Here is a 20,244-nt window from a genome sequence, read left to right as displayed (position 1 = left end):
AGCCGCTCCCACAAAAAGCCGTCGCGTCGGCGAAGTCCCGCGTTTACGCGCGCTGCGCTGCGGCGGGCGGCATGCGCGCGAGCAGGGCAGGGCGCACGCGTTCGTATTCGGCCACCACCACCGCCACCGCGGCGGCCGGGCGTTCGAGCGTGTGCGCACGGGCGCCCAGCTCGATGCGCTTGGCCGCTTCGGACAGCGCCTCGGCGCCGAGGTTGGCGCTGGACGATTTCAGGCTGTGGGCCAGTTCGCGCAGCAGCGGCAGGTCCGGCACTTCGGCCGCGGCCTTGAGCTGCGCGATCAGGCGCGGCGTGTTGTCGAGGAAGGCGGCGATGATCTTGGCGACGCCCGAACCGATCATGGCTTCCAGTTCGTCCAGGGTTTCTTCGTTGAGCATCGGCGCCTCCTGCGACGGTGGGTGGGCGATGGCCGCCGTCGGGATGGATGGGTTATCGCCGCCCGCAACGCCGCCGATGGCATCGACGGCGGCAGGATGCGCGCCTTCCTGCGGCTCGGTCAATGCGGGCAGCCAGCGCGTCAGGCAGGCGTCGAGTTGCGCGCGCGTCACCGGCTTGGCCAAGTAATCGTCCATGCCGGCATCGAGGCATTTCTGCCGATCGCCGGCCATCGCATTGGCGGTCATCGCCACGATCGGCAGGCGTTTGGTCCCCAGCGCGGTCTCATGCTGGCGCCAGCGGCGCGTGGCAGTATAGCCGTCGATCACCGGCATCTGGCAGTCCATCAGCACCAGGTCGTACGTGGTGCGCGCCATCGCCTGCAGCGCCAGCTCGCCGTTGACCGCCGTGTCGCATTCCAGGCCGAGCACTTTGAGCAATTGCTGCGCGACCAGCAGGTTGACCGGATTGTCTTCCACCAGCAGCAGGCGACCCTGCCAGCGTTGCCGCGCCGAAACGCTGCTCGCGGTGGGCGCCGCATCCTGCCGCGGCGCGGCGGCGCTCGCCGCGGCCGCCGCAGTGACCGCGGTGGCGACATCGCTGGCCATCAGCGCGCCGCGCAATTCGTTGTCCGGCGACTGGCGCGGCAGGAAGGCCGCCTCGCTGCGCTGCATGCCGTCGGGTATGCCGTCGTCGCCGAACAGGCAGACCAGGCGCACGTCGCCGTACAGCCCGGTGCGCTGCAGGTTGCGCTGCAGCGGCACGGCGGTGTTGCGCATGCCGGCCAGATCCGCCAGCACCACCGAATAGCGCCACGGCTGGCCTTGGGCGGCGGCGGTGCGCAGGCGGTCGAGCGCTTCGTGCACGGTGTCCACCGCGGTGAGGCGCAAGCCCCAATTGGGCACCAGCATCAGCAGGCGTCGGCGCAGGCGCTCGTCGGTGCTCAGCAGCAGCACGCGCATGCCATTGCGTTCGGCAGGACGATGTTCCAGATCGCCCTGCACCTTCATCAGCGGTATTTCGAAATGGAAGCTGGCGCCGTTGCCCGGTTCGGAGGCGACGCCGATGCGGCCGCCCATCAGGTCGACGATGCGCTTGCAGATCGCCAGGCCCAGGCCGGTGCCGCCGTACAGGCGCGTGGTCGATGCGTCGGCCTGGGCGAAGGCGGTGAACAGCTTGTCCTGCGCTTCGGGCAAGATGCCGATGCCGGTATCGCGGACTTCGAAACGCAGCAAATGCTGGCTGGCGTTTTCGCCGAGCCGGCGCACGGTCAGGCCGATGCCGCCGCGCTCGGTGAATTTGACCGCGTTGCCGATCAGGTTGCCAAGCACCTGGCGCAGCCGCACCGGGTCGCCGCGCACCGGCAGGCGCACCGACGGGTCGATCTCCAGGTTCACCCGCAAGCCTTTCATGTCGGCGGGGTGGCGCATCCACTGCACCACGTCTTCGAGCAGCTCGCGCAGGTTGAAGACGGTGTTTTCCAGCACCAGGCGGTCGGCTTCGAGCTTGGAGTAGTCGAGGATGTCGTCGACGATGCGCAACAACTGCTGCGAAGACGCGTACGCGGTACGCACCAGATCGCGCTGGCCTTGCGGCAATGGCGAGGTCAGCAGCAAGTCGAGCATCGGCACGATGCCGTTGAGCGGCGTGCGGATCTCGTGGCTCATCGTGGCCAGGAACTCGCCCTTGGCCATCATCGCCGCTTCGGCCGCCTGCTTGGCCTGCTGCAGCTGCTGTTCCAGTTGCTGGTGTTGGCGGATCTCGCGCTGCAGCGCTTCGACTTCGTTGCGGGTGCGCTCGGCGCGCAACAGCCGCGCTTCCAGTTCGCTCTCGCGGTTGCGCAGCGCCAAGACTACGGCCAGCACGCTCAAGAAGGTCACCAGCACAAGCAGCAGCGCCGTCATCCGCCACGGTCCGCCCACGCCCAGATGCTCAAGCGCCAGCGCCAGCGCCGCGCCGATCGCCGATGCGAGCGCGATCCAACGTGACGGAGGCGAGGTGCCGGCCATGGCTAGAGCACCGCGCTGTGGAAGTCGAACTCGAGATCGCCGCTGGCGCGCTGCACCAGATTGCCCTGGATGAAGTCGATGCCGCTCATCCACAGGTTGGCGGCCGCCTGCGGATCCTCGATCTGGTGGCCGATCACCAGCAGGCCCTGGCGATGCGCGCGGTCGATCACGCCGCGCATTTCGTCGCGCAGCGTCGAGCTGGCCTGCGCATTGGCGTAGCGCGGCGACAGCCGAAGGTAGCCCAGCGGCAGTTGCGCGAGCAGCGCTTCGGCGTCCCGGCCTTGCTCGTAATGGCTCAGGCAGAACTGCACGCCAGCGCGCATCATCCGCTGGCAGAACTGCTGCAGGGTGACGGTGTGGATCAGCGCATCGGCCAGCCGCAGGTCGACCACCAGCGCATGGCCGGGCAGGCCGTGCACTTCCAGGGCGCCAAGCAGCCAATCCGCATAGTCGTCGCGCGACAGCGAGCGCGGCGATTGCGGCACGAACAGGCGCAGCGGGCGCTGCTCGTGATAGCGCCTCTGCAAGGTGTCGAGCACCCGCTCCAGCACCCAATGGTCGATTTCGGACAGCAGGGAGTTGCTTTCCAGCGCCGGCAGGAATTGCGCGGCCGCATGCAGATGGCCTTCGGCATCGCGCAGCCGCAACAGCGTCTGGTATTGCGGTTCGTCGCCGCCGGCGACGGCGACGATCGGCTGGTAGGCCAGCTCGAAGCGGTTTTCGGCCAGCGCGTCGCGGACCTGGTCGGCCGCCGATTGCGCCTGCGCCGGCGCTTCGGGCTGCGGCGCCACGTAATCGGCGATGCCGGTCGGCGCCACGCGCGCAGCGCGCAGGGCGCGCTCGGCGGCATCCAGCGCAGCGCCCGCGTCGCCGAAGCTGGCGTCCAGCACCACCACGCCAAGGCTCGCGCGCAGCCGCACCGCTTCGATGCCGTCGCCGAACGCGCGTTGCGCCAAGCCGTCGCGCAAGCCGCGCGCGAAAGCGGCGACATCGCTGCCGGACAAGGCGGACGCCAGGATCACGAAGGCATGGTCGTTGAGCCGCGCGACCGAGCATTCTTCGGCCAGGCTCTGGACATGCCGCCCGGCATCGATCATCAGCGCTTCGTACGCGGCGTAGCCCAATCTCTCGCGCAGGCGTTCCGCGCCTGCGATCTCGGCGAACACCAGCGTGCCTTGGCGCGGTTCGGCGCTGAGCGCGTTGCCGATCAGCGCGATCAGATCGCTGCGCTCCAGCAGGCCGGTCAAGGGATTGGCGGACGGCGCCTGCGTCGGCGCCGCGCGGTTCTGCGCCAACCGGCGCGCGCGCTGCACGCGGCTGAGCACCGCGGCGACGAGGTGCCGCGGCCGGATCGGCTTATTGAGGAAATCGTCGGCGCCGCCGGCGAGTACTTCGTATTGGCGTTCGGGATCCGGGTCGCCGGTCAGGAACACCACCGGCGTGTGCATCAGCCGCTCGTGCGCGCGGATGCGGTTGGTGATCGCCAAACCGTCCAGCCCGGGCATGTGCAGATCCATCAGCACCAGGTCCGGACGGAATTTTTCCATCGCCGCGATCACGTCGGCGGGCTTGTCCACGATCAAGGTCTGCATGCCGGTGCCGGCCAGCACGCCTTCGGCGAATTTGGCCTGGCTGGGGTCGTCTTCTGCGATCAGTACGCGGAACGGGCCCGCGGGGTCCTGCGGAATAATGGTCAGGCCCGGATCGGGGTAGGCCGGCGCCGTCTTGGCTTGCGTCGTCGCGCTTTCCACCGCGGGAACGTCGGCGATGACCGGTTCGAACGCAGGCGCGTCTGCGCCCCAACGCCGCCAATGCTGGGGCGGCGGCGTTTCGGCACGGCGGGGATGGCGAATGGCTTCGACGGTCATGACGGCATTGGCCGCGTCCGCGGCCGGTTCTCCCTCGTTTTTCGGGCGTTCGACTGCTTTGGGTCCGTTGGTGGACATGCTTTCCCCTGCGAATCCCCTTGCCGTTTCGCGACAAAAGGGGATGGTCCGTTAAACGCAGTGATTGCCGCTGAAAGGCCAGCGGCAGATCAGGTTACCCCGGTTGCGCCTTGGGCGCGCGGCGGAACAATTTGCGCCATAACCACCACACCAGCAAGGCGAAAAGCACGGTCAGCCCGACCACGATCGCCAGCGCCAGCCACGGATGCGAGAACGCCAGCGCCAGGCCGCCGATCACGGCCGCGTCTTCGGTCACCGACGCGGTCCAATTGCTCACCGGTTCGGGCGAAGTGTTAAGCAGCGCACGCGATCCGGATTTCAGCAGATGGCTGGTCAAGGCCACACCGGCGCCGGTAGCCAGCATGCCCGCCCCGAGCTCGCCGTTGGGCGACAGCGCGGCCGCCGCCAGGAACGCGCCGACCGGCACGCGCAGCAATGTGTGAAGCAAGTCCCAGACCGAGTCGACGCCGGGAATCTTGTCGGCGAAAAATTCGGCCGCGGCGAGCGCGCCGGAGACGCCCAGCACCCACGGCGATTGCGTCGCCTGCAGCGCCTGCGGCAGTTCCAGCCAGCCCAGGAAGCCGGCCAGGCCGACGCCGAACACGGTCAGGTAGACGCGGATGCCGGCCAGCCAGGCCAGCAGGACGCCGATCGCGAACAGATGGGCTTCGGACATGGTTTTTCCCTGTTGCATACGGCCATCCCGGGCCGCATGCAGCGAGTATAGGCAACCGCCCGCTGAATAAGGCACGCAATGCGGAACGTACAATCGACCGCCCCAAGTCCGCGAGCCGCCGCATGAGCTCTCAAACCCCCGATCCGCGCTTCGTCATCGTCCCCGCTCGCCGTCACGGCTGGCTCTGGGCGGGCCTGATCGCAGCGTTCTGGCTGGCTTCGCTGGCGGCCCTGTGGTGGTTCGCCGGCGCCGGAAAGGCCGGCAGCGCCGCGCCGACAGCCGCCTCGCCGGCCCAAACCGCGCAGGCGCAGCAGCAATTGGCCACGCTGCAGATGTCCGACCGCATCAGCCGCCAGGCCAATCGCGAACTGCAGCAGACCCTGGCCGAACGCGAGGAGGAAATCGCCGGCCTGCGCGCCGACGTGGCCTTCTACGAGCGCTTGGTGGGCGCCACGGGCCAGCGCAAGGGCTTGAACGTGCACGAGATCCTGATGCGCCGCGACAACGACGGCAGCTGGCGCTACACGGCCACGCTGACCCAGAACATCAATCGAGGCGCTGTCACTAAAGGTGACCTGACTCTCAGCGTGGAGGGCACGCGCGATGGCAAACTGGTCCGGCTGGATTGGGGGCAACTGCTGCAGAAGCCGCAGGCGCCGCCGCAGCGTTTCGAGTTCCGGTATTTCCAGAGGCTCGAAGGCAGCGTGCTGCTGCCGCAGGGGTTCGTGCCCGGACGAGTGATCGCCCGCGTCCGGGCCGATGGCGGCGGCAGCGCCGAGCAGGCGTTCGCATGGGACGCCGCCACGGCGGAAACCACTCAGTAACGGGGAGTTATTGAACATGTTCGATCGCGACAAAGAGCGCATCAAGCGCGCGCAGCGCGCCGGCCGGGTCGATACCCTGATCGGCGAGAAGGTCGTCATCCGCGGCGACATCAGCTTCAGCGGTGGCCTGTACCTGGAAGGCCGCGTGCACGGTTCGATCAGCGCACAGGATCCGGGCGCGGTGCTGACCCTGGCCGACAACGGCTACGTCGAAGGCGAAGTGCGCGCGCCGGTGGTGGTCATCAACGGCGAGTTGCGCGGCGACGTGCATTCCAGCGAGCGGGTCGAGCTGGCCGGCAATGCGCGCGTGCTGGGCAACATCCACTACAAGGTGGTGGAAATGGCCGCCGGCGCGGCGATCAGCGGCCGCCTGCTGCACGCGGAAACGCCGGTGGTGGCGTCCGTACCGGAGCCGGAATACGCGCCCGAGCGCCCGATCCTGCTGAATACGGCCGCAGCGTGAACGCTGCGGACCGCGGGCGGGATTGAATTCCCGCCCGCGGCGCCTCATCTTGTCGGCATGGAAACCGCTGCCGCTCCCGTTTCGCCGAATTACCAGCAGCTCGACGCGCCGTTGCTGTTCACCCAGGCCGCCGCCGCCAAGGTGCGCGAGCTGGTGCGCGAGGAAGGCAACGAGGCGCTGAAATTGCGCGTCTATATCCAAGGCGGCGGTTGTTCGGGCTTCCAGTACGGTTTCGAATTCGACGAGCAGCAGGCCGACGACGATCTGGCCATCGCTACGGACGGCGTGACCCTGCTGGTCGATCCGTTGAGCCTGCAATACCTGATGGGCGCGCAGGTCGATTACAGCGAAAGCCTGCACGGTGCGCAGTTCGTGATCCGCAATCCCAACGCCAAGAGCACCTGCGGTTGCGGCAGCAGCTTCACGGTCTGATCCGACTCCTTATTGCTCTGTAGAGCGGAGCTTGCTCCGCTGCCCTTGCTTTTAAGCCGTTCGCTCTTATAAGCCGTTCGCTCTTAAGCTGTTCGTTCTTAAGCCGTTCGCTCTTAAGCCTTTCGCTCTTATGCCGTCATCCCAGCGAACGCTGGGACCCATCTTGCTCTTGCCCTTGCCTTTAAGCTGTCATCCCGGCGAAGGCCGGGACCCAGGCCCGCGTCCTGGCCAGTGGCGCTGCGACTCGCGCCATGGACAAGGGCTTCCGCGCTGCGCGCGGGTCACTTTCTTTGTTGGCCCAAAGAAAGTAACCAAAGAAAGGGCCTGAACTGCGGTGCGATTCGTCGCAACTGGAAGGCCGCTGGCGGCCCTGCTTTCTTCGTAAGTGATTTTCTTACGAAGGCCCTAGATTTTGATTAGCCGCGGTTGCGGTGGCATGTCTTCTCTGGATTTGCGCTCTAAAAGCCTGAAGCACGAATTTCGGCAGGCTCTTCGCGCGAGGCCTTGTAAACTGCAACCCGCCGCATATCCCGTTAACGAAGATGCCCAGGCCTGACGAACGCGATCCGCAACCCACTTTCGCCTTCTCCGACCCGGGCCCGGACCGTGCCGACCACCTCCGCGACGATCCCGCCGCCCTCGCCGAACGATGGGCCGCCGGCAAAGTGCTGCTGATCGATAACGAAGGCCAGGCCGCGGTCGACGCCGATCGCGCCCTGCTGGCCACCGATGGCGCAACGCTCGATTACGCCGTCGCGCAACCCGTCTTCCTCGGCCTAAGCGGCGAGCAAGCCTGGTTCGCCGCCCGCACCACCGAAGTCGATACCGACGCCGCGCCGCGCATCGACCTGCGCAGCGCCGCCGCCTTGTGGCCGGCGTTCGAAGCCAGCCTGTTCGCGCAGGCGCGCGCGGTGCTGCATTGGCAGGGGCGGCACCGCCATTGCAGCGTTTGCGGCGGCGCGATCGAATTCCAGCGCGGCGGCTGGCTCGGCCGCTGCGCCGCCTGCGCCGCCGAACACTACCCGCGCACCGATCCGGCCGTGATCGTGGCGATCACCGACGGCGAACGGTTGCTGCTCGGCCGCCAGGCCTCATGGCCCGCGCGCCGCTATTCGACTTTGGCCGGCTTCGTCGAACCCGGCGAATCGCTGGAGCAGACCGTGGCGCGCGAAGTGCTGGAGGAAAGCGGCGTGCGCGTGCGCAGCAGCCGTTACCTCGCCTCGCAGCCGTGGCCGTTTCCCGGCTCGCTGATGCTGGGCTTCATGGCGCAGGCCGAACCCGACGAACCGCGCGCCAGCGACGAACTCGAGGACGCGCGCTGGTTCACGCACGACGAGATCGGCGCGGCCTTGCGCGGCGAGACCGGCGACGAGGGCCTGCTGGTGTCGCCGTCGATATCGATCTCGCGCTGGCTGATCGAACAGTGGCACGCGCATGCCGGCGCCGCGCGGCCGCGCTAGAATCGGGCCATGTCCGCCACCCTGATCGCCGTCGTCATCGCGCTGCTGCTGGGCCATGTCGCCCAGTCGCTGGCCGCCTCCGTGCGCCATTACGGCTGGTGGGGCAACTGGCTGCGCTGGCTGGGATCGCAATTCGGCGAAGGCGGCTTCTGGCATGGCCGCTACGGCATCGCGATCGCCTTGCTGCCGCCGGTGGTCACCGTGGGCCTGTTCCAGCTGGCCTTGGACGAACCCATTCTCGGCCTGGCCGGCCTGTTGCTCGGCGTGGCGGTGCTGTTCTACGCCTGGGGTCCGCGCGATCTGGACCTGGATGTCGATGCGATCGTCGACGCCAAGGATCCCATCGCACGCCGCGATGCCGCAGCGCGCCTTTGGCCGCACGACCAATCGCCTTCGATGGACGGCCCCAGCCTGGTCGATGCGGTGTTCCGCAACAGTCTGCGGCGCTGGTTCGGCGTGCTGTTCTGGTTTTTGCTGCTGGGCGCGTGCGGCGCGCTGCTCTATCGATTGGCGGCGCTGGCTGCAGAGGGCGACGAATCGCACCTGCTGCCCGGCGAAAACGCCGCCGGCGCGCGTTCGCTGCTGACGCTGCTCGATTGGCCGGTAGCGCAGCTGATGACTTTGTCGATGGCCCTGGTCGGCAACTTCGACACCGTGCTCGGCGCCTGGAAGGACGGCGGCGGCGCATCGCTGCAACTGGACACCGGCTTCCTGGGCACCGTCGCCCGCGCCAGCGTGCGCAGCGAAATCGCCGATGAGGCGCAGGAATACGCCGAATCCGGCGTCTCCACCGGCACCGCCATCACCGCATCGCTGGGCGAACTGCCGGAACTGCGCGACGCGATGAGCCTGGTGTGGCGGATCCTGCTGCTGTGGCTGGCGTTGATCGCGTTGTTCGTGATCGCCGGCTGGGTGGCCTAGCTGTTCCTCCCCCTTTGAAAAAGGGGGATCGAGGGGGATTTGCTGTTGCTCTTGCTTTGTAGAGCGGGGCTTATCCCGCTGCTTCCGCTTTTGCTCGTGTAAAGCGGAGCTTGCTCCGCTGCTCTTAGTCTACGTTTCGATAGAAGCAAAAGCAGCGGGGCAAGCCCTGCTCTACAAAGCAAAAGCAAATCCCCCATCGCCTTCGGCGATTCGCCCCCTTTTTCAAAGGGGGGCGACGGCAAGAGCTAAGCCGCGTCGCCGCGTAACGCCCGCACTTTCGCCTCCAACACTTCCGCCGTCGCTTCGCGCCCGTCGATCGGCTCGCCGGCGACGACGTCCACATGCGCCCGGAACCGCCGCGGCACCCGCATCCGGCCCATGCGGTTGTCGCGATGGCTCCACATGCTGCTCCACATCCCGCGCAGCGCCATCGGCACCACCGGCACCGGCCGTCTTTCCAGGATCCGCTCCACGCCGGACTTGAACGCCGCGATCTCGCCGTCCTTCGTAAGCTTGCCTTCCGGAAAAATCGCCACGATCTCGCCTTCCGCCAACGCCTGGTCGACGGCCTCGAACGCCTTCTCCATCAACGCCGGGTCTTCCTTCGCTCCCGCGATAGGGATCGCTTTCGCATTGCGGAAGATGAAACGCATCACCGGAATATTGAAGATCTTGTAGTACATGACGAACCGCACCGGCCGCGGAATGCTGGCCGCCAGGATCAGCGCATCCATATAGCTCACATGGTTGCAGACGATCAGCGCCGGCCCGTCGTCCGGCACGTGCTCCTCCACGCCGCGGATCTTCAACCGGTACAGCGCCCGCACCATCACCCAGCTCAGGAACCGCATCGCGAATTCGGGCACGATGGTGAAGATGTAGATCGCCACCAACGCATTGGCGAGCGCCAGCGCCAGGAATACCTGCGGAATGGTCCAGCCCAAAAAGCGCTGCACCACGATGCCCGCCACCGCCGCCGCCACGATGAACAACGCGTTCTGGATGTTCATGCCCGCGATCACGCGCGACAGCTCGTCCCGGGGCGTGCGGCTCTGGATCAGCGCGAACAACGGCACCACGAACATGCCGGCGGAGAAACCTATGCCGGTCAGGTCGATCATGATCCGCCAGCTGCCCGCCTGCTGCACGAATTGCGGAATCGTCAACCCGCTCGCCGGCGCCAAACCGCTGCGCGCGAAATACAGATCGATCATGAACGCGCTGATGCCGAACGCGCCCAGCGGTACTAGGCCGATTTCCACCGTGCGCGCGGACAACTTCTCGCACAACAGCGAACCGACGCCCGTGCCGATCGAAAACAGCGCCAGCGCGAAGATGTACAACGGCTGCAATCCGCCCAGGTTCGTTTCGGCGTAAGTCGGCAACTGCGCGGTCAGCACCGTGCCGACGAACCAGAACCACGACACGCCCAGGATCGCGTTGCGCACCGCCAACTGCTTGCGGGTCAGCCGCCAGATCGCCAGCGATTCGGGCAGCGGATTCCAGTTGATCTTCAGGTCCGGCGCCCCGGCCTCCGCCCGCGGAATCGCCCGGCTGACCAGATTGCCCAGCACCGCCAGCGCGATCACCGCCGTCGCCGCCGCCACCGGCCCGTGGCTGCCGGCCAGCTGGAAGATCAGCCCGCCGAAGATCATCCCGCACAGGATGGAAATCGACGTGCCCATCTCCACCAAACCGTTGCCGCCGGTCAGTTCCTCCGGCTTGAGCACCGACGGCAGGATCGAATACTTCACCGGCCCGAACAGCGTCGACTGCACCCCGGTGCAGAACAGCGCCACCAGCAGCACGACCATGTTCTGGGTCAAAAAGCCCACCGCCGCCAGCGTCATGATCGCGATCTCCATCGTCGTGGTGATCCGGATCAGCCTGGATTTCTCCAGCTTCTCGGCGATCTGCCCGGCATGGGCCGAGAACAGGAAGTAGGGCAGGATGAACAGCGCCGGCGCCAGATTGGTGTACAGCGTCCGCTGCTCCGGCGTGACCCCCAGCCAGAACAACAGCCCGATGATCGCCTGCCGGTAGACGTTGTCGTTGAACGCGCCCAGGGACTGGACCAGGAAGAAGGGCAGGAAGCGGCGCTGCTTGAGGAGTTCGAACTGGTTGTGGGCCATGGGTCGGGGCCGGGCTGCGGTGGGGCGAGACTAGCAGAGGCGGTCGGTGGCCCGCAGGTCAATCGTTTTGCATACCGATCTATATAGGGATAAATCGCGGGTTGCAGGTCAATTGTTTGCAGACCGCCTTACTTCGGGCGCTCAAACTCGCGACATAGGCGCATGGCCATTGCTGCGCACAGCTTCCGTCTCTTGAGCTTCCAACAGGGAAAGGAGACGGAAAGATGGCCGATGCTTCGGCGATTTCATTTGTATTCGATGGATTGTTCATCCTGCATGGCGGACCTTTGGACGACGCCAGCGGTTTCGTCTTCTTTCGCGAAATCTATGGTCACCTCGACGGCCGGCTCAAAGACCTGGGCATCGATCTGTTCGGCCGAATGCTGGCGTGGGTCATCGCCACCGCCACCTTGTTGCTCACACTCTGGGTTTGGATCGAAGGCTATCGCATCGTCATCGGCCGTTCGCAGCGTTCGATGACCGCCTTCGCAACCGAGGCGATGCAGGCGGTGATGATCACCGCCATCGCCACCGGTTCGGCTTTGGGTGGAGGCACTTTGTACGACTGGGTAGGCCATGACCTCGGCCGGCTGGTCCACCGCGTATTGACCGGTCAGGACGGCGACGTCTTCGAAGCCATCGACCGCACGCTCGGCTACATGCAGATGGCCTTCGGGTTCATCGACGAGATCCAGGCCGGCGACAACGAAGCCCTGCAGAACGCCAAGTACCGGAACCAAGGCTTGGTCGCATTGGGCATGGGCGGACCGGCCGTCGTCGCCGGGTCCTTGTTGCTCATGTACAAGGCGATGCTGGCCCTATGCCTGGGCTTCGCGCCTTTGTTCGTGCTGTGCCTCTTGTTCCCCCAGACCAAGCCGCTGTTCTGGGGTTGGCTGAACCATCTGGTCGGCACCTTGTTCGCGCTGTCGGTCCTGCACGTCATGGCTGCGATCGCCACGAACATGATCTGCGCCGTGGCGGCGACTTTTTGGACGGCCAAGCTGACCGGCGCATCGGTGGAAGGCGTCAACAGCCTGGCGATGCAGCAAGGTGGGCTGGGCCTACTGTTGACCACCTTGATCTTCGGTGCGCCTGCGATCGCGGCCAAGTTCTTCAAGGGGCTGTTGGGGGATTTCAGTCCTTATTCGGCATTCGGGCAGGGTGGGGCGAGCCAGACGAGCGCGGCGCACTCCCTGCACTCGCATGCGCCCACGTACATGCATTCGGGTGAGCGGACTCAGGCGTCTGTGCAAACGCATGCGCATCGCGTGGCTACACCTGCACGTACGGTTGCGCAGGAAGACAGGATCAAGCCAGTCGAGGATGAACGGTCGTTCTTGGAGCGGTATCCAAATGCGACAGCATCGTTGGATAACTCAACCCATAGAGGAGATCCGCTTCCAGCATCGCTCTCATCGGCGAATGCCTACAAGTCGGGACTCAGTTATGGAGAAGAGGTTGATGCGTTGATCGCGCATTCCCCGACTCTTCAGGGCGACATTAAGAAGCTGAGGGAACAAAGCTGGAAATTTAGCTATGGTCAGAACGGCGCTGGCTCTTTTGTCGATCGCAACGACAGCAGGAACCCTCGCATCGTAATAGATGGAAACAAGCGAGGAGATGCAGAGGAAGTATTAAGAGCGTTGACGCATGAAGTGGGTCACGCCGAGTTTCCATATAGGGCTGATTATTCCTCGAAGGAAGCCTATGTTCGCGGGGCTCTTATCGATGAGTCGGCGGCTTTGATAAAGAACATTCAAATTCGAAGAGAGATTCTAGATGCGTCGAATGGAGCGCTAGATATCGGATTAAATGCCAGTGCAGTAAACCATAAAGTCTACGAAGCGGCATACGATCAATACATGATCGACGGAGATAAGAGCAAGGCCTTGCGCTCAATAAGCAAAGTATTTGGCGGAGAAGTCACGCGAACAAGGGATGGTAGAACGGTGACATACAGTGAGTACTACGGAGAGCACTATGGCGCGTCGAAAAAATAAACTCTTTGTCCTTGCAATTCTATTTGCGACGACAACATCCGCCGCAGTGGGGCGCCCCAATGAGTATTCTGAGTTGTGGTTGCTAATAGACAAGATTGGGCGGGGAATGCCACTTCGCAAAGACAAGTACGAGGCCATTATCAATAGCCAGCTTTATCTTCGCGATTCCGATGAGTACGGTGCGGAATGGTCGTCCGGCCCGATTCCGCTTCAAAGGACATTGGGAATCTCCGAAACCTCGTTGGCTTTGGATGCGTCAGGTCGTTTCGGGCCCAGGAGTGGCGTCGCCATCAAGATCGTGGGCGCCTGTGTAACAACAATGGACGTGGAATCAGTGTTTGGTTCAATAAAAATCATCCATAGCCCGAGAGGGCACTCTTTGGAAGAAGCAACGATCTACAGGGCTTCTCGTGAGTGGGGGTATGTTGATTTTTCGTTTAAGGAAATTGCGCCAGATTGCTTGGCAACGATCATCTTGAGCGGGAAAAATAGGCCTGACTAAACAAGACGAGGTGACGGGCCGGCGGCCGTTGAAAACGGTATTTGACCCCGTTTCATGGGTAGAAGCCTCTTCGCCCATCCCCGACTGCATCGCCAATAAATTCGATTGCATCAATCGTGGTGCGATCAGGCTCGCTTATCTCTTGATTCTCAAGAATAACAATTTGTCCTGGCCCATTCCAATCAGCCAGCCAACGATAGAAGCGGTCCGTAACTGTGCTAGCAGGGATGTCGCGATCCGCAGCATTCTTTGGGTCGGCATAGGATTTTAATGGTGAGTCTATAACGACAAACCCCAAATTTGGGTAACCGTTTTGAAGCGCGTGTGAAATGACACTAATCGTTAGCGCTGTCAAAAAAATAGAACGCTTACCGGCACCATAGTCTAAACGCGCGCGATCATCTATTCGCAGATCGCACATGTTCATGTCTAACGAAACATCTTTGATACCTGTGAACCCCCAATCATGAAGATAGGATTTTGCGAGGTTCGCAACTTCTGACGGTGAATCACCTACGTTTCGCTCTATCGAAAAACGCTCTCTTCGTTTCGTTGACTTTAGGCGAACTATACTGGCTTCTAATCGCGCTTTTTCGTCAAACTTGGCTAAATTTTCAGAGAGCTCGCTACGTCGAATTGCTAGCGTTTTCGGATCGCCAGTGAATTCATTTCTGGTTTCATTGATTTGTCGCTTTTCTTGTTTTTCCAATTCATTTAATCGAATGGAAAGGCTTTGTGTAGTTTCGCTAAGAAAGTTTGCCCTCTCGCGCTCGTGTTTGAGCGTTAATGACAACCCCACTCTAAGGTTCCTAATTTTGTCTAGCTCAGCTGACAAGGCTTTGCGGTATAGATTTTGATTCTCTGAGTTGAGTTGTTTAGGGTCAAGTTGCAGTTCGACCGGCGTGCCGCAAAGGGGGCATGGGGTTTCATCCAGCGCTTGAAACATGGAAATTCCTTCCCATGTTGCTCCCAGTCTTTCGTAATCACTCAAATACTTTTGATCCAGCAACTCGAATCGCTGGATCATCATCAGGCTCAGGTCACGGTCTTGTTCAGCTTTTGCATAAGAGCCAGCTGACTCAAGAATGCTATTTCTCACGGATTTTAACTGTGCGGAGCGCAAGTTGTAGTGCTCAGTCATCGCATTTAGGGCGGTATCTACATGCTCGAGTGCGCCAGCAACATGTTCACGAGTTAAACCCGATGGAATTTCCCGGGAGATGTGTTCTAGGTGCTGCTCTGTTGCCGCAATTTGTCCTGCGATCCTGTCTTGCTCAGCTTTTGTCTTTTTTAATTGAATAGCAGCATCATCACTGCCTGTTAGAAAAAGATGGAACGCGGCCATGCGCTGGGTGGAGTTCATTTGAGGGCCGCTGGTAGGGTCCTCACTGATCATGCTTGGTTGAGAAAGGAGGAACCAATGACGCAGATCACCTCCTGTCACGTTCCCTTTTTTTGATGATGAGCGGAGCAATTGTTTTCCACTGGCTCCAGATAAGCGAACAATGAAAGTATTGACTTCCTCATCAATCGCTTCGCGAACTTCGTCTAGCACGCGATATATTCTGGTATCGCCGCCAGCCAATGCCCGCGATATTTCATATTGATCGCTATCGTTTGATATCAGTAGGCGAAGTTGATCGTATCCAAGTGCTTGCGGAATCTTTTTTGGAACCTTGTCTCCGCCTAATAAAAACCACAGACAATCACGCACATAAGACTTGCCAGTTTCACTCGGCCCACGTATCAATGCAGAGGCGTTCTGAACGAGATAGAGGCATCCGATTTGCCAGGCCCTATTACAGCGAGTTCAATGAGCGTGATGGGCATGTCAATGAGCCCCCTTCGTCATTTCAAATTCTGCTCCCCATCTATGTCCGCCTTCACCGAACTCTTGTAGGAGCGTGTTTGAGTCGCTTTCCCCATAACGGCTCGCTGCCCACGCGCATCGATCTGCTAACTTTCTCCAATATGCTGAAGAGAGTGATCCGATCATGGTGAAACTGCTATTTCCAGCGATATATGTCATTCCGCTGGCATCAAATAACACATCAACTAAGCCTCGCGTGCTCATTAGATACAACCCTTGCTCAATACGTTCTCGCCTACTAAATAGTTCTCCGTTGCGGAATGGCACGGGCGTATGAAGACTTTCTGGTCCGCCAAGATCGCCGGAGTAAATAATGACGTAATCGAGAAGGACAAGTTTTTGGAGGTCCGCGCCATTCGGACGAAGGTGGAACAATAAATAAACCATTCTCAGCCCCAGCTCGAATGGCGTATTGAAGAGCTCTGGGGGGCGATTCATTTACGCACCCACTTGAGCCGCTTCTCATTCACAAGATGATGGCAACTTCCTGGTAAATCCCCGCCGCGAAGTCGAGGGTGCAACACGCTATCGGAAACATTTAAGCTCGATGCGGCACTCACTGCAGCATCATGGCGATCTAATCCAGTTTTCAATTGAGGACTGAGCGCGACAGATATTCCAGTTTTGACCATTGTGAGCAGTTTTCCAAACTCATCATCTGGGTATATGTCACGGCTAAAACGCCGGAGACCCTCAGCAGAATAAAACGCACTTCTGGCTGCAGCTAGATGTTCTCCATATGTATCTGACCCAAAGGCATCAGCTACAGTAATTGGTGATCCTTGATGTTCGGCATAAGCGAGTAACAATTCTTCAATGTATATGGCTTCGTGCGGCTCGGTCATCATGGGGACTTCCGGGTCATCACCTCGTTCGGGCTCTATGCCGAATAAAGCAAAGTGTGCTGAGCGATCGTTGGCGTGCCAATCAATTAGATCGGCGACGAGGCATTCCTCGAAGCGGCTGAAGTCAAAGTCTTGTATGAACTCTTCCATTTCAGGCGTCAACAATTCCTTTTGATCTAACAATCCATTCTTGCCTTCGCGCCACGCTGTAAGTAAGGCTTCTTGTAACTTGCCTGGTGCAGCAATCAGATCGTGCAACGTTGGGCCTGAATTTCGTGGGCCACAGATGTAATATTTGCGAGGAGTAGGGTAGCTTTTCGCAAGTAAGTGCCGGAAGAGCTTGGCTAGCTCTGGGAAAATGTCGCTGGGCGTAAGTGCGTTGCCATAGTGCTTGGCTTGGTAGAGATCCCACTGATTCTCTTTAAGCTCTTTTGTTAATCGCGCTTCTATATCTCGCCCTTTGTCGTTCGCATTTCCAAGCAGTATCACGGATGCGTATGAGGCTCCATTTATTGTTCGGAGTCGACAGGCGGAAGCAATAAATTGCTCCCATTCTTTATCCGAGATGTGCATCAACCGAACTGCAGGTGGTACAGCCCCTTGCTTTATTACTAATTGATTTGGTGCGCGTTTCTTTTGCGTTCTTAACGACATATGTGCCTCCCCCGAGGCTTGTCGCAGGCACTAGAACGGGCTGCATTCTCCCCGCTCGACTGCCCGCCAACCAATATCGTGTCGGTGAAACTCCCCATGCCAAGAAATACCGCCTACCTCGGCATACGCCTTACCTTGAGCGTCGGCAACTGTCGCGCCTAAAGCGCAAACACACAATACCCGCCCGCCCGCGGTGACCACTTGGCCATCGACCAGCTTGGTCCCGGCATGGAACACTTTGGTATCGGCCACGTCGGGCACATCCCAGCTGCTGATGGGGTCGCCCAGGCGCGGGGTGCCGGGGTAGTTTTCGGCGGCCATCACCACGCCCAGGCTGGGGCGGGGGTCCCAGCGGGCTTCGGCGCCGGCCAGTTTGCCGTCGATGGCGGCGTCCACCAGGTCCAGCAGGTCGGATTGCAGGCGCATCATCACCGGCTGCGTTTCGGGGTCGCCGAAGCGGACGTTGAATTCGATCACCTTGGGCGCGCCGGTCTTGTCGATCATCAGGCCCGCGTACAGGAAGCCGGTGAACGGGGCGCCGTCGCTGGCCATGCCGCGCACGGTCGGTTCGACGATCTCGCGCATCACGCGCGCGTGCACGTCGGGCGTGACCACGGGCGCGGGCGAGTAGGCGCCCATGCCGCCGGTGTTGGGGCCGGTGTCGCCGTCGCCGACGCGTTTGTGGTCTTGCGATGTGGCCATCGGCAAGGCGGTCTTGCCGTCGACCATGGAGATGAAGCTGGCTTCCTCGCCGTCCAGGAATTCCTCGATCACCACACGCGAACCGGCCGCGCCGAACGCGTTGCCGGCCAGCATGTCGCGGATGGCGGCTTCGGCTTCGGCCAGCGTCATCGCCACGATCACGCCTTTGCCTGCGGCCAGGCCGTCGGCTTTCACTACGATCGGCGCGCCTTTCTCGCGGACGTAGGCGAGCGCTTCGTCCACATTCGTGTGCACCGCGTAATGCGCGGTGGGGATGCCGTGGCGCGCCAGGAAATCCTTGGCGAAGGCCTTGCTGCCTTCCAACTGCGCGGCGGCGGCGGTGGGGCCGAAGATGCGCAGGCCTTGCGCGCGGAAGCGGTCGACCACGCCGGCGACCAGCGGGCCTTCGGGGCCGACGACGGTCACGGCGACGTTTTCGTTCTTGACCAGCGCGAGCAGGCCGTCGATGTCGCTGGCGGCGACGTCGACATTGCGGCATTTGGTTTCGGTGGCGGTGCCGGCGTTGCCGGGGGCGACCAGCACTTCGGTGACGCGTTGCGATTGCGCGAGTTTCCAGGCGAGGGCGTGTTCGCGGCCGCCAGAGCCGATGACGAGGATTTTCATGCGTCGCAGTCTCCCGAATTCGTCGTTGCGTCGCCCTTAGCCCCCTCTCCCGTCGGGAGAGGGTTGGGGTGAGGGTTCGGCGGAGCGTCGCAAGCTGGAACTGCGTCGCTTCGCCGTACCCTCATCCGCCCTTCGGGCACCTTCTCCCGGTGGGAGAAGGGAAGAGCAAAAGCTTAGTGCCGGAAATGCCGAACGCCGGTGAACATCATCGCCAAACCGTGCTCGTCTGCCGCTGCGATCACTTCGTTGTCGCGCATCGACCCCCCGGGCTGGATCACGGCTTTGATACCGACGGCCGCAGCGGCGTCGATGCCGTCGCGGAACGGAAAGAAGGCGTCGCTGGCCATCACCGAACCGGGCACGGACAGGCCGGCCTCCTCGGCCTTCAACCCGGCGATCTTGGCGCTGACCACGCGGCTCATCTGGCCGGCGCCGACGCCGATCGTGCGCTGGTCCTTGGCGTAGACGATGGCATTGGACTTGACGTATTTGGCCACGCGCCAGGCGAACAGCAGGTCGTCCAGTTCGGCGGGCGTCGGTGCGCGCTGGGTTACGACCTTCAATTCATCGCGGCCCACTTCGCGGTTGTCGGCGCTTTGCATCAGCAGGCCCGAGCCGACGCGTTTAACGTCGTACATGTTGCGGCCATCGCCATGCGGAATCCGCAGCACGCGCACGTTGGCTTTCTTCTTCGCGTAATCGAGCGCGCCGTCTTCGTAGTCGGGCGCGATCAGCACTTCGACGAATTGGCGGTCGAGGATGACTTTCGCCGTCGCCGCGTCCAGCTTCGTATTGAACGCGATGATGCCGCCGAACGCGGACGTCGGATCGGTGGCGTAGGCCAGTTCGTACGCATCGCCGCAGGCCGCGCCCTGGGCCACGCCGCAGGGGTTGGCGTGCTTGACGATCACGCAGGCCGGCGTCTGGAACTGGCGCACGCATTCCCAGGCGGCGTCGGCGTCGGCCAGGTTGTTGTAGCTCAGCTCCTTGCCCTGCAGCTGCGCGAACGTGGCCAGCGTGCCGGGCACCGGATACAGGTCGCGGTAGAACGCGCCGGCCTGGTGCGGGTTCTCGCCGTAGCGCAGGTCCATCACCTTGACGAAGTTGCCGTTCTGTTGCGCCGGGAATTCGCTGCGCGCGCCGTCGTCGCCGATCGCGGAGAGATAGCTGCTGATGCAGGCGTCGTATTGCGCGACGCGGTTGAACGCGGCCACCGACAATGCGAAACGCGTCTTCGCCGACAGCGTACCGTCGTTGCCCTGCAACTCGTCGACGATCGCGGCGTACTGCGCGGGTTCGGTCGCCACCGCCACGCGCGCGAAATTCTTCGCCGCGGATCTCAACATCGCCGGGCCGCCGATGTCGATGTTTTCGACGATGTCGTCCATGGAACTGTTCGGATCCGCGGAGACTTTTTCGAACGGATAGAGATTCAGCACCAGCAGGTCGATCGGGGCGATGCCGTGCTGCGCCATCACCGCGTCGTCGGTGCCGGCGCGGCCCAGCAGGCCGCCGTGAACCACGGGGTGCAGGGTCTTCACCCGGCCGTCCATCATCTCCGGGAAGCCGGTCGCCTCGGCCACGTCCTTCACCTGTAACCCCGCGTCCCGCAAGGCTTTTGCGGTGCCGCCGGTGGATAGCAGCTCCACCCCGCGGGCGGCCAGGGCGCGGCCCAGGTCGGTCAGGCCGGTCTTGTCGGACACGGACAACAGGGCCCGGCGGATGGGCAGGCGGTCGGGAGCGGTCATGCGTCGGGAAGGGAGCGAATCGGGATGCGAATTGTAGCCCGGGT

16 protein-coding genes are annotated in these 20,244 nt (G+C 62.4%); 7 read left to right on the top strand and 9 right to left on the bottom strand.

What is annotated here, in order from left to right; translation table 11 throughout:
* Window positions 1-43: 43 nt before the first annotated feature.
* From M2650_RS13185 to M2650_RS13175, 3 genes are all read right to left on the bottom strand, one after another.
* Window positions 44-2,371: a hybrid sensor histidine kinase/response regulator gene (locus tag M2650_RS13185; protein ID WP_249475671.1), complete on the bottom strand. Its 2,328-nt coding sequence runs from the start codon at window positions 2,369-2,371 to the stop codon at window positions 44-46.
* 32 nt (window positions 2,372-2,403) lie between these two features.
* On the bottom strand, window positions 2,404-4,269 hold the full coding sequence (locus tag M2650_RS13180; protein WP_249475669.1) for an EAL domain-containing protein: 1,866 nt from the start codon (window positions 4,267-4,269) through the stop codon (window positions 2,404-2,406).
* A gap of 172 nt (window positions 4,270-4,441) precedes the next feature.
* Complete coding sequence (locus tag M2650_RS13175) at window positions 4,442-5,023, bottom strand: DUF4126 domain-containing protein (protein ID WP_249475268.1); 582 nt, start codon at window positions 5,021-5,023, stop codon at window positions 4,442-4,444.
* 122 nt (window positions 5,024-5,145) lie between these two features.
* On the opposite strand from M2650_RS13175, the gene M2650_RS13170 reads away from it, so the two are divergent.
* The 5 genes from M2650_RS13170 (at window position 5,146) to M2650_RS13150 (ending at window position 9,123) form a co-directional block, all read left to right on the top strand.
* Window positions 5,146-5,847: a DUF6776 family protein gene (locus tag M2650_RS13170; RefSeq protein WP_249475266.1), complete on the top strand. Its 702-nt coding sequence runs from the start codon at window positions 5,146-5,148 to the stop codon at window positions 5,845-5,847.
* A 16-nt stretch (window positions 5,848-5,863) separates the two neighbouring features.
* Window positions 5,864-6,310, top strand: coding sequence for a bactofilin family protein (locus M2650_RS13165; protein ID WP_249475264.1), 447 nt, complete (start codon window positions 5,864-5,866; stop codon window positions 6,308-6,310).
* Window positions 6,311-6,367: 57 nt separating this feature from the next.
* Complete coding sequence (gene erpA / locus M2650_RS13160; protein ID WP_249475262.1) at window positions 6,368-6,742, top strand: iron-sulfur cluster insertion protein ErpA; 375 nt, start codon at window positions 6,368-6,370, stop codon at window positions 6,740-6,742.
* A 542-nt stretch (window positions 6,743-7,284) separates the two neighbouring features.
* Window positions 7,285-8,202, top strand: coding sequence for an NAD(+) diphosphatase (nudC, locus tag M2650_RS13155; protein WP_249475260.1), 918 nt, complete (start codon window positions 7,285-7,287; stop codon window positions 8,200-8,202).
* Window positions 8,203-8,211: 9 nt separating this feature from the next.
* The gene (locus M2650_RS13150; RefSeq protein WP_249475258.1) at window positions 8,212-9,123 is read left to right on the top strand and encodes a hypothetical protein; all 912 of its coding nucleotides are present in this window, start codon (window positions 8,212-8,214) and stop codon (window positions 9,121-9,123) included.
* A 245-nt stretch (window positions 9,124-9,368) separates the two neighbouring features.
* Here the strand turns inward: M2650_RS13150 and M2650_RS13145 are convergent, their stop codons facing one another.
* Window positions 9,369-11,255, bottom strand: a complete 1,887-nt coding sequence (locus M2650_RS13145; protein WP_249475256.1) for an MFS transporter — start codon at window positions 11,253-11,255, stop codon at window positions 9,369-9,371.
* A 224-nt stretch (window positions 11,256-11,479) separates the two neighbouring features.
* Between M2650_RS13145 and M2650_RS13140 the strand changes: the two genes are divergently transcribed.
* Window positions 11,480-13,255, top strand: a complete 1,776-nt coding sequence (locus M2650_RS13140) for a TrbL/VirB6 family protein (RefSeq protein ID WP_249475255.1) — start codon at window positions 11,480-11,482, stop codon at window positions 13,253-13,255.
* On the top strand, window positions 13,236-13,757 hold the full coding sequence (locus M2650_RS13135; protein WP_249475253.1) for a hypothetical protein: 522 nt from the start codon (window positions 13,236-13,238) through the stop codon (window positions 13,755-13,757). Before M2650_RS13140 ends, M2650_RS13135 begins: the two co-directional genes overlap by 20 nt.
* A 52-nt stretch (window positions 13,758-13,809) precedes the next feature.
* On the opposite strand, the gene M2650_RS13130 is transcribed toward M2650_RS13135, so the two are convergent.
* The 5 genes from M2650_RS13130 to purH all read right to left on the bottom strand — a co-directional run bounded on the left by M2650_RS13130 (window position 13,810) and on the right by purH (window position 20,200).
* Window positions 13,810-15,471 (bottom strand): hypothetical protein, encoded by a 1,662-nt coding sequence (locus M2650_RS13130; protein WP_249475252.1) that lies wholly within the window; start codon window positions 15,469-15,471, stop codon window positions 13,810-13,812.
* A gap of 117 nt (window positions 15,472-15,588) precedes the next feature.
* Window positions 15,589-16,065, bottom strand: a complete 477-nt coding sequence (locus M2650_RS13125; protein ID WP_249475250.1) for an ABC-three component system middle component 2 — start codon at window positions 16,063-16,065, stop codon at window positions 15,589-15,591.
* Window positions 16,062-17,126, bottom strand: coding sequence for an ABC-three component system protein (locus M2650_RS13120; protein ID WP_249475248.1), 1,065 nt, complete (start codon window positions 17,124-17,126; stop codon window positions 16,062-16,064). The genes M2650_RS13125 and M2650_RS13120 overlap by 4 nt, the downstream gene beginning before the upstream one ends.
* Before the next feature lie 30 nt (window positions 17,127-17,156).
* Window positions 17,157-18,452: a phosphoribosylamine--glycine ligase gene (gene purD / locus M2650_RS13115; protein ID WP_249475246.1), complete on the bottom strand. Its 1,296-nt coding sequence runs from the start codon at window positions 18,450-18,452 to the stop codon at window positions 17,157-17,159.
* A 173-nt stretch (window positions 18,453-18,625) separates the two neighbouring features.
* Window positions 18,626-20,200 (bottom strand): bifunctional phosphoribosylaminoimidazolecarboxamide formyltransferase/IMP cyclohydrolase, encoded by a 1,575-nt coding sequence (gene purH, locus M2650_RS13110; protein ID WP_249475244.1) that lies wholly within the window; start codon window positions 20,198-20,200, stop codon window positions 18,626-18,628.
* Between the last annotated feature and the right edge of the window lie 44 nt (window positions 20,201-20,244).

This window comes from Luteimonas galliterrae (assembly GCF_023374055.1).
GTDB lineage: Bacteria > Pseudomonadota > Gammaproteobacteria > Xanthomonadales > Xanthomonadaceae > Luteimonas_C > Luteimonas_C galliterrae.
Note: the sequence above shows the minus strand (reverse complement) of the source record. Positions and strands in the feature narration are given on the sequence as shown.